Origin of the sequence: Lewinella sp. (assembly GCF_050633125.1) — a bacterium.
In the GTDB taxonomy this organism is placed as follows: Bacteria; Bacteroidota; Bacteroidia; order Chitinophagales; family Saprospiraceae; genus Lewinella.
Window position 1 is genome coordinate 22,489 of the sequence record NZ_JBOEFX010000036.1, and the last position, 10,945, is coordinate 33,433.

Genomic DNA, 10,945 nt, shown 5'->3' on the forward strand with positions numbered 1-10,945 from the left:
TAGCATCAGGGGTTAACTTTCTACTGAAAGTGCTTCTGCCACGAATTCGCGGATTTTAGTAGCAGTAATGGGCATACCATCGTAATTAAGCACCGCCACCAATTTTCGCGGATTGGTCTCTAATTCGTTAATCAATAGTTTTCGCATTTGTCCATCTCGGTTTTGCTCAATCACAAAGATCTGATCGTGCTCCTCTATGAACTGCTTGACCTCTGGACCGAAAGGAAATGCTCTGAGCCGCATGGCATCAATGGGCATCCCATCTTCAATCAATTGATCCATGGTTTCGAGGGCCGCATAAGTGGTGGTGCCAAAGAAGATCATTCCCGCATCACTGTTTTTGCCTTCTTGGTAAAATTCGGCAACAGGAACGTATTGTTTTGCAGTATCCCACTTCCTAAGCAAGCGATCTACATTGCGTACATAATCGGCTCCGTCTTCGGTATAGCGGGCATATTCATTTTTGCTGGTACCTCGTGTAAAGAAGGACCCTTTAGTGGGGTGTGTACCAGGGAAGGTACGGTAGGGAATACCATCGCCATCTACGTCGAGGTAACGGCCAAACTCCTCTACCTTTTCCAAATCCGCCGCAGTTAATACTTTACCACGATCATATCGCCTGTTGTCATCCCATTCCAGCGGAGGTGACAGATGATCGTTCATACCTAAATCCAGGTCAGTCATAACCATTACGGGTGTCTGTAGACGATCGGCCAGGTCGAAGGCATCAGCTGTCATTTCAAAACACTCTTTGGGGTTACAGGGTAGCAATAGCACATGTTTGGTATCACCATGCGAGGCATAGGCCGTGGATAGAATATCGGATTGCTGGGTGCGCGTAGGCATTCCGGTTGAAGGTCCTCCGCGCTGTACATTGATGAGCACCACCGGAATCTCGGCAAAGTACGCCAGGCCGATAAATTCATTCATCAGTGAAACACCAGGGCCGCTGGTGGCCGTAAAGGCGCGAGCACCATTCCAACTAGCGCCGATCACCATGCCCATAGCTGCCAATTCGTCTTCAGCCTGAATGATCGCAAATTTCTTTTTCTCCGTTTCTGGGTCAATGCGTAGCTGATTAGCATATTGCTCAAATGCTTGAGCTACCGAAGTGGAAGGCGTGATCGGATACCAGGCGACTACCGTAGCTCCGGCGTAAATAGCTCCCAGGCCACATGCCGTATTGCCGTCGATCATGATATGATTCCCAACCTTGTCGCGGCGCTCCAGACGAATCGGCAAGGGGTATTGATAATGCTCGCGGACATGATTTCGTCCCAATTCGAGTGCTTGAATATTGAGCGGAATCAGTTTTTCTTTACCCGCAAATAGATCAGCAAGCATCTCTTCCAATACTTTAAATTCGATATCCAGAAGCAGGGAAAGGGCACCTACATAAATGATATTTTTAAACAACTGCCTTTGCCGAGGGTCTTTATACGCATCGATCGACAATTGCATCATCGGAACACCTATATAATTGATGTCGTCACGCAAGAATTGCTCCGGAATTTTCTTGGTATTGTCATACATAAAGTAGCCTCCTGGTCGCACGCAAGCCACATCCTTGGCCATACTTTGTGGGTTAACACAAACCATAACATCAACGCCATCTCTTCGCCCTAAATACCCTTTATCACTAACCCGAACTTCGTACCAGGTGGGCAATCCCTGTATATTGGAGGGAAATATATTCTTAGGAGATACTGGAATCCCCATTCGAATGATCGCTTTGGCAAATAGTTTATTCGCGCTGGCAGAGCCCGTACCATTGACATTGGCAAAACGGACTACGATATCATTTACGCCTTTAAGCTGCTGCATGTCTGTCCTGCTTTAGTAACTTGGTATAAAAATTTCTGCATATCCCAAGCGGCGGTTGGGCACCGTTCGGCACACAAGCCGCAATGCAAACAGACATCTTCGTCTTTGATCATTACGCGTTGGGTTGGGAGCGTTTCAGAAACATAAAGATCTTGCTCCAGATTGATCGCAGGAGCGCTGAGCCGGAGGCGCAATTCGTCCTCCTCGCCATTAGTAGTGAACGTAATGCAGGAAGTAGGACAAATATCCATACAAGCATCACATTCGATACAGCGACTGGTATTGAAAACGGTTTGCACGTCGCAATTGAGGCAACGCTGGGCTTCCTTGTACCCAAGGCGGGTATCAAACCCCAGTTCTACTTCTACCTTTCGATCGGAGAGCGTTTTATCTTTGGCTTCGTGCGGTACATCATAGCGTTCATCATCGGCCACTCCGCTATCATATATCCATTCGTGGATGCCCATTTTTTGGCTCACCAAATTGGTCGTAGGTGCAGGTCGTTGCGTTTTTATATCCTCTCCTTGACAGAAGAGATCAATGGAAATGGCGGCCTGATGACCATGAGCTACTGCAGTGATCACGTTTTCTGGACCAAAAGCAGCATCGCCTCCAAAGAAAACCTTAGGCAAGGTCGACTGAAAGGTAAGCTTATCTACCACCGGCAAGTCCCACTTTCCTAGTTCCAACCCCAGGTCACGCTCAATCCAGGGAAAGGCATTGTCCTGACCGATAGCAATGATCACATCATCGGCTTCGATAAAGGTGTCTGGCTCTCCGGTAGGAATCAGTTTCCGTTTGCCGTTTTCGTCATACTCTGCTCTTACATGGCTGAAAACGACACCTTTCAAGCGACCATTTTCTACTACAAATTCCTTCGGCGGCATATTATTAAGGATCGGAATATCTTCGCCCTGGGCATCTTTAATCTCCCAAGGAGAGGCTTTCATATCCTTGAAAGGACTGCGAACGACTACCTTTACCGATTCACCTCCCATGCGACGAGATGTGCGGCAACAATCCATCGCTGTATTACCACCCCCCAATACAATAACTTTTTTGCCAATGCTACTGATATGCTCAAAAGCAACCCCTGCCAACCATTCTATACCGATATGGATATTGGCGTCGGCCTCTTCGCGGCCGGGTAATGGGAGATTGCGTCCTTGGGGTGCACCCGTACCTACAAAAATCGCGTCATAGTCTTTCTCCAGTATTTCACGCATACTAGACACATAGGTATTGAAGTGCGTGTGTATCCCCATGTCGAGGATGTAGTTAACCTCTTCTTCCAATACCGATTCGGGCAAACGAAAAGCCGGAATTTGCGTTCGCATCATGCCTCCACCTTTACTCCATTCGTCGTATAAATGGATTTCATAACCCAATGGGGCCAAATCACGGGCCACCGTCAGAGAAGCGGGGCCTCCTCCAATGAGCGCGATCTTTTTCCCGTTAGGCGTAAAAGGGCCTTGTGGCATCAAGTGTTTGACTTCTCCTTTGTTATCCGCAGCCACACGCTTGAGTCGGCAAATTGCCACGGGTTCTTCCTCTTCACCCTCTAATCGGCCACGACGGCAAGCTGGTTCGCAGGGGCGGTCACAGGTACGCCCTAGAATTCCGGGAAACACATTAGACTCCCAGTTGACCATATAAGCCTCGGTGTATCGCTCAGCCGCAATCAATCTGATATACTCCGGCACAGGAGTATGTGCAGGGCAAGCCATTTGGCAATCAACAACCTTGTGGAAATACTCCGGATCTTGAATATTTGTTGGTTTCACAAGCTATAGCTTTTATCCACCCTGGATCAGGGAAATATATCGCAATAGCATAAAAATAACAAATACTAAATTGAATTGTAATTAATTGTGAAATTTTATTCTTCAAAACCACTGATTATAAAAACTTTAAAGAACAATGCGATTTAACATCCATCACGTCCGCTTCAACTGCTCTTTCATCGCAAACACCTCGTCTCGATACTGAGCTGCAGAGACAAAATCAAGCTCTTTTGCCGCCTTTTTCATCATGCCTTCTGTTGCGGCAATGGCTCTCTCTAACTGATCTCTAGTCATGTAACCAATGATCGGATCGGCTGCCAGGCTGGCTTTTTCTGGTTCCCGATAAGCTTGTTCCACCGCACGTACATCAAGGATCGACTGCTTGGCGAGAATCTCTTCTCTGGATTTACGCATAGTTTTGGGAACGATGCCGTGTTCTTCATTATAAGCCATCTGGATGGAACGCCTCCGGGTGGTTTCATCAATCGTACGCTGCATAGAATTGGTTATTTTATCAGCATAAAAAATAACCAACCCATTCGAGTTTCGGGCTGCACGACCAGCAGTTTGAGTAAGGGAACGTTCATTCCGCAGGAAGCCTTCTTTGTCAGCATCAATAATTGCTACCAAACTTACTTCTGGCAAGTCCAGTCCTTCCCGCAAGAGGTTGACACCCACCAATACGTCGAACTCTCCAAGGCGGAGATTGCGCAGAATCTCTACGCGCTCCATGGTATCCACTTCCGAGTGGATGTAGCGCACTTTGATGCGTAGTTTTGTTAAATACTTTGTCAGTTCCTCTGCCATTCTTTTAGTGAGGGTAGTCACTAATGTTCGCTCATCACGCTTAATGCGCTCGGAAATTTCCTCCAACAAGTCATCAATTTGATTGATGCTCGGACGTACTTCAATCGGCGGATCAATCAAACCAGTTGGACGAATAATTTGCTCAACAATCAATCCACCAGTTTGCTCCAACTCGTATTCTGCGGGCGTAGCACTTACATAAACGACTTGGTTGATTAAACTTTCAAATTCATGAAAATTCAACGGACGGTTATCCATTGCCGAAGGTAGTCGGAAGCCGTAATTGACCAAACTCAGCTTGCGTGCGCGGTCCCCGCCAAACATGCCCCTTACCTGTGGCAGAGTCACGTGACTTTCATCTACTAACATGAGGTAATCTTCTGGAAAATAATCCAGCAAGCAGAACGGGCGGGTGCCTGGTTCACGCCGGTCAAAGAAGCGCGAATAGTTCTCTACACCGCTACAATAGCCCAATTCCTTCATCATTTCCAGATCAAAATTGGTGCGTTCACTAATCCGTTTGGCTTCTAAAAGGCGATGTTCTCGTTCAAAGTATTTCTCTTGGAGATGCAACTCATCTTGTATATCATTGATAATACCTTTGAGGCGTTCTTTGGGAGCAATGTAGAGGTTGGCTGGAAAAATAGCGGCGTGTTCCATACGTTCAATCCGCTTGCCGCTGGAGATTTCCAATTTTTCAATACCCTCAATTTCATCACCAAAAAAGGTTATCCGAAAGCCGTATTCAACGTAGGGCAAGTTGATATCCACCGTATCTCCCTTTACCCGAAAAGTAGCCCGCTTAAAATCCGTTTCTGTACGAGAATACAAGCTGTCTACCAAACTATACAAAAAGCCGTTGCGCGAAATGGTCTGCCCCACTTGGACCCGAATGATGCCACTTTTATAATCTTCCGGATTCCCCATTCCATAAATGCAACTCACCGAAGCAACAATGATGATATCACGACGCCCGGACAGCAGGTTTGAAGTAGCACGCAAACGGAGTTTATCGACCTCTTCATTGATTTGAAGATCTTTTTCAATAAAAGTGTCCGAAGAAGAAATGTAAGCTTCTGGCTGGTAATAATCGTAATAAGAAACAAAATACTCCACGGCATTATCGGGAAAGAAATCCCGAAACTCGCTATACAACTGCGCCGTAAGGGTTTTGTTATGGGTAAGGATGAGGGTAGGCCGATTGGCTTTGGCAATGAGATTAGCCATCGTGAAGGTTTTACCGGAACCCGTAACCCCAAGTAATACTTGAGCAGACTCTCCGGATTCAACACCATTAGTCAATTGTTCGATTGCCTGAGGCTGATCACCCATTGGCTTAAAAGGGGAAACTAATTTGAAACTCACGCCAGCTATTTTTTATTAATTACCTCACCAGAATCGTGCTATAAAACCTAAAATTAACAAAAAAAGTTGCTTTTGGGAACCGTCTTTTACAAAAAAATGTTTTATTTTCAGTTATCAATAAACAGTTGGTCGTAGCTGTTATTATTCACCCCCAAATCGCTCTCCTATGCAGCAACTTATTCAGGAAAAAGGATTTCACTACCGTGCATTTACCTTACGGGAAGATGACGTACTCGTACATCTGCGGGATTTTGAAAACGAGCGGGAATTCAGTGTTGACTATATCGATCTAGGGCTACAAATTTATCGAAAAACAGAACACCACTCACGGGCCTTACGGTGGTTGTCAGGAGGTGTGGCCGCAATCATGTTAATTGCATTAATCAGCTCGATTTTAGGATTTGAGCTAATCGCTCCCGCCTGGGCTTTTGCGCTTGGAATCCTGGCAGCACTCGCCTGCTCGTGGACCTTCTTGCAACAAAAACCAGGGATGATTTACCTGATTGGAGGAGAAAACAAATTAGGCTTTCTGCAAGATCGACCTAATTCCGAACAAGTTGAAGCCTTTATCTCCGCCACTATTGATAAAATCAGGGAAAGCTATCACCAACAGTACCTTCACAATTCCAATGACAATACTGATGAAGACCGTCGTTCTCGCATCCAATGGCTGCATGAAATGAAAGCCATCACTCGGTCGGAAAAAGACGTCTTATTGGCGGAGCTGGGGCCGGTACGACAACAGCCCATCGGCTTTCAGCGTACAGCATAAAGTCATTTTTTTGAATATTATTGCCAAATAAGTGACAAGAAGTAGCATCCATTTAGGAAAATCCTAGATGGATGTTTTACTTTGTGGCCTACATGAATATTTGACAATCAACGGCCTTACTACACGTACTATGCAACGAATTCTACTTTTTGCTGTGCTATGCCTCATAGCACTCAACTCCTTTGCACAAAAAGATCACCGCCTCACCCGAGGTCTTTCTCCTTCAGAAAATCTTCCAACCCTTCAAATGCCTCATCAGGACAATCAAGCCCTGATGAGTGAAGAATTAGCTCGCCGAGGGCCGGGCGTCGCTCCTCGTTATGCGACAAATATAGAAGTGGACATCACCCCTGCCACACACGGGCAATGGGAAACCACGCCCGAGAGTAGTGTTTGGCGCTTGCGTATCAAATCACAAGGTGCTTATTCTCTCAATTTTGGCTTCACCCAATACAATATGCCTCGCGGTGGAAAGCTGGTGATGTACAGCCCCGATCAGGCACGCATTCAAGGGCCTTTCACCCCCGCCGACAATGAAGAACACGAGCAACTTTGGACGCCACTTATTGAAGGCGACGAATTGGTCATCGAAGTGACGGTGCCTACAGCTTCTGTAAACGAACTATCCCTAAAACTCGCTTATGTTAATCACGCGTTCGAGAATTTCAGTGCCCTTATTTCCGGCTCCTGTAACCTGGATGTGATTTGTGGTGCCGCTGACGGCTGGGGCATCGTAGACCCCCACCGGGATATCATTCAATCCGTTGCAGTCATCTCTACCGGTGGTGGTACTTTCTGTACTGGTTTTTTGGTCAATAATGTAGAAGATGATTGTACACCTTTCTTCATGACCGCCAACCACTGCGGCATCAATTCCGGCAATGCTCCCTCCTTGGTTACCTACTGGAACTACCAAAACAGTACTTGTCGCCAACCCAATTCAGGAGCTAGTGGCGGTGCTGGAGATGGACAGCTCAATGATTTCAACACAGGAGCTATCTTCCGAGCCTCTCGATCTCAGTCCGATTTTACGCTCGTAGAATTGGATGACCCTGTATCACCTACAGCCAATGCATATTTTGCAGGCTGGGATGCTCGCGGCGTAGCCATCAGTAGCGCCATCGGTATTCACCACCCAAGCACCGACGAAAAGCGGATCAGCTTTGAAAATGATGCTACGCAGTTTACAACTTATGGAAGTGGTACTCCCACCAGCAACTATACCCATGTACGGGTAGTTGACTGGGATACCGGTACAACAGAGGGCGGTTCTTCCGGTTCTCCTCTTTTTGATCAAAATGAAAGAGTCGTTGGACAATTACATGGTGGTGGTGCTGCTTGTGGCAACAACTCCTCTGATTGGTACGGTTCTTTTGCCATCTCTTGGGATGCAGGTGGCAACTCCAGTTCTCGCTTGCGTGATTGGCTAGACCCAAACAACACGGGTACAGAAGTAATTAATGGCCGTTGGGCTAATGATTGCAGTTTCAACATTACCAGTTCGCCAGTCGAACAGACCGTCTGCCAACCCGATGTCGCATTTTTTGACATTACTGCCAGCGAAGGATTTAGCGGTTCCGCAAGCCTTAGCTTAGCTGGCTTACCCAATGGTAGCTTCGATTTCAGCCCCAACAACATCGGCCCTAACCAAACTTCTACCCTAAGTGTTCAGACCGATGACCTGGATCCGGGAACCTATGATTTTACCGTCACTGCAACCAATAATGGGGACGATGTAGATATCGACCTTACCTTGATTGTACTCGCTGGTAATTCTTCTCCCCCCGACTTACTCGATCCAGCAGATAACAGCACGGGTATTTTCCCCAACCCTGTTCTATCCTGGGATGGTGATGATAGTGGAGCAACTACTTATGAAGTACAAATTTCTACAACCATCAATTTCAGTAACATTGTAGAGTCTGGCAGCACGACCTCTACGTCTTACCAACCCACTAATGCCAGCGAAGGCGCTACGACCTACTACTGGCGGGTAAGAGCCGTAAACGATTGTGGAACGACGGGCTATTCTGATGTTTTTTCTTTTACCACTCAGAATGTCAGTTGTGTCACTTATACTTCTGACTTCTCTACAACGATTAGCACCAACGGTTCCCCAACCATTGAGAACGATATCTTTTTTGATGATGACTTGACTATCGCCTCTGTAGTCGTTGGCTTGGAAATCACCCATACTTATATTGGTGATTTAGATGCACAGCTATTTCCTGCTACAGGTGCTCCCATCAACTTGTTTGACCGGCCAGGGTTTCCAAGTAGTAATTTCGGATGTTCGGAAGACAATGTAAATATTACTTTCAGCGACGACAGTCCGAACAGTCCTGCTACTTTGGAAAACACATGTAACCCTTCAGACACAGGCCCCAACAACCCTGGCGCACCTTTTGCCATTGAAGGCAGCTATCAACCCATTGGTAATTTTAACAACCTCATCGGTGAAAGCAGTTTCGGTACTTGGACACTACAGGTCAATGACAATGAGAATGCGGATGGAGGAATCCTCGAGGAATGGTCTGTTACGGTTTGCTACGTAATACCGAGTGAACCACCGTTTTTGGTAACCAATGAAATGCTACAAGTACTCCACTTCACACAAGAGCCTATTACAAACACCTACCTGGAGGCAGACGATGAAGAAAGTGGGCCTGACGAAATTTTCTATACCATTACCGACCTCCCTAATGAAGGCATCATTCTCCTAAACGGGCAAATGCTCAACCTTGGTGATAGCTTCACGCAGGAGGATATTGATAATGGCTTGGTTGTTTACGAACACGAAGGAGGTACTGTTTTAATGGATAGTTTTGAGTTCGATCTAAGCAACGGGGCAGGAATTACTACAACCGGCAATGTCTTTTTCATTGAAATTATTATTGACCCACTTACAGCTGGCATCACTCAGACCGCAGGAATCATCTGTAATGGTGGAACAGAAGGAGCTGTCACCGCATCTGCTTCAGGTGGCGTAGGCCCTTACCAATATGCACTCAACGGTGGAAGCTTCCAAGACGACAACACTTTTACGGATCTTGCCGCCGGAGATTATTACGTATCCATCCTTGACATGCTGGGTACCGAGATCAGTACCAATACGATTACGATCAACCAACCGTCTCCTGTTGCTGCTTCCGCGAATGTCGTTGACGATCAAATTACCGTAAATGCATCTGGTGGCACTCCTGGGTACACTTACCAATTGGAAGACGGCATGCCACAAACCAGCAATGTATTTTCTAATCTTGCCAATGGCACCTATAGCATTACGATCACTGATGAAAATGATTGTAGCACGGTTATTTCTGCTACGGTGGCTGTCAATAATATTATCGTCACCACAACTTTGGTACAAGGTATCAGTTGTCATGATGTTAATGATGCCATCATTACAGTAGATGCTACGGGAGGCAATCCTGATTATCAATACAGCATCAATGGTGGAGGTTTTCAATTGGAATCAACCTTTACAGATCTTGGTCCAGGGGATTACACCATTGAGGTTTTAGACCAAGACGGGTTTAGTCAAAGTAGCACTTTGATAAGCATTGCCAACCCGCCTTTACTTATCCTATCCGCTAATATTAATGATGATGAAGTCACATTGGATGCCGCAGGAGGCACTCCCCCACTTTTGTATCAATTAGAGAACGGTAGCCTTCAGACAAGCCCTGTATTCTCTGGGCTAGACAACGGAGACTATCTCTTCATCGTCTTCGACGACAATGGTTGCTCTGCAACAGTTAGCGTTACTGTTGCCGTCAACTCCCTTATTGTGAGTGCCACTTTGGTCAACGACATTTCTTGTAACAATGCCAATGACGGCAGTCTGCAAGTAAGTGTCAGTGGTGGAACACCCGGATTTCTGTACAGTCTCGATGCCGCAAACTACCAAAGCAGCAATGTTTTCAACGGCCTCGCTGCTGGTAGCTACACCGTCACCGTTTTGGATAGCGAAGGCTTTACACAAGCAACCAATGCGATAACCATCACCAACCCGGCAGCCATTAGCGCTACCGCGATGGTTATGGACGATGTCATTTCTGTAGATGCTTCTGGAGGTACAGGATCGCTCATGTATCAACTCAACGACGGTGCGCTACAAAGCAACCCTGTTTTCAACAATGTACCCAACGGACAGCACTCCATCACTATTTATGATGCCAATGATTGTACCATCACCCTGAATGCTACCGTGGCCGTCAATACGCTCGTCGTGAGTGCCGTTTTGGCCAACGACATCACCTGTAACAATGCCAATGATGGAACCATTCAGGCCAGCGTTAGCGGAGGAACACCAGCATTTATGTACAGCATCGATGGCGAAAACTACCAAAGTAGCAATGTATTTTCTGGACTCGCTGCCGGTAGCTACACC

The 10,945-nt window shown here is 46.5% G+C and carries 5 protein-coding genes; 2 read left to right on the forward strand and 3 right to left on the reverse strand.

The window, feature by feature from the left end:
- Positions 1 to 12: 12 nt before the first annotated feature.
- From ACRBG0_RS09135 to uvrB, 3 genes are all read right to left on the reverse strand, one after another.
- Positions 13 to 1,824 (reverse strand): 2-oxoacid:acceptor oxidoreductase subunit alpha, encoded by a 1,812-nt coding sequence (locus ACRBG0_RS09135; RefSeq protein WP_431486590.1) that lies wholly within the window; start codon positions 1,822 to 1,824, stop codon positions 13 to 15.
- Positions 1,803 to 3,608: an FAD-dependent oxidoreductase gene (locus ACRBG0_RS09140; protein ID WP_431486591.1), complete on the reverse strand. Its 1,806-nt coding sequence runs from the start codon at positions 3,606 to 3,608 to the stop codon at positions 1,803 to 1,805. Before ACRBG0_RS09140 ends, ACRBG0_RS09135 begins: the two co-directional genes overlap by 22 nt.
- Before the next feature lie 153 nt (positions 3,609 to 3,761).
- Entirely contained in the window at positions 3,762 to 5,780 is a 2,019-nt protein-coding gene (gene uvrB / locus ACRBG0_RS09145; protein ID WP_431486592.1) for an excinuclease ABC subunit UvrB, read from the reverse strand.
- A 166-nt stretch (positions 5,781 to 5,946) separates the two neighbouring features.
- Between uvrB and ACRBG0_RS09150 the strand changes: the two genes are divergently transcribed.
- Both ACRBG0_RS09150 and ACRBG0_RS09155 read left to right on the forward strand, forming a co-directional pair.
- Positions 5,947 to 6,552: a hypothetical protein gene (locus tag ACRBG0_RS09150; RefSeq protein ID WP_431486593.1), complete on the forward strand. Its 606-nt coding sequence runs from the start codon at positions 5,947 to 5,949 to the stop codon at positions 6,550 to 6,552.
- Positions 6,553 to 6,682: 130 nt separating this feature from the next.
- A partial coding sequence (locus ACRBG0_RS09155; RefSeq protein WP_431486594.1) for a cadherin-like domain-containing protein occupies positions 6,683 to 10,945 on the forward strand: 4,263 nt, incomplete at its 3' end.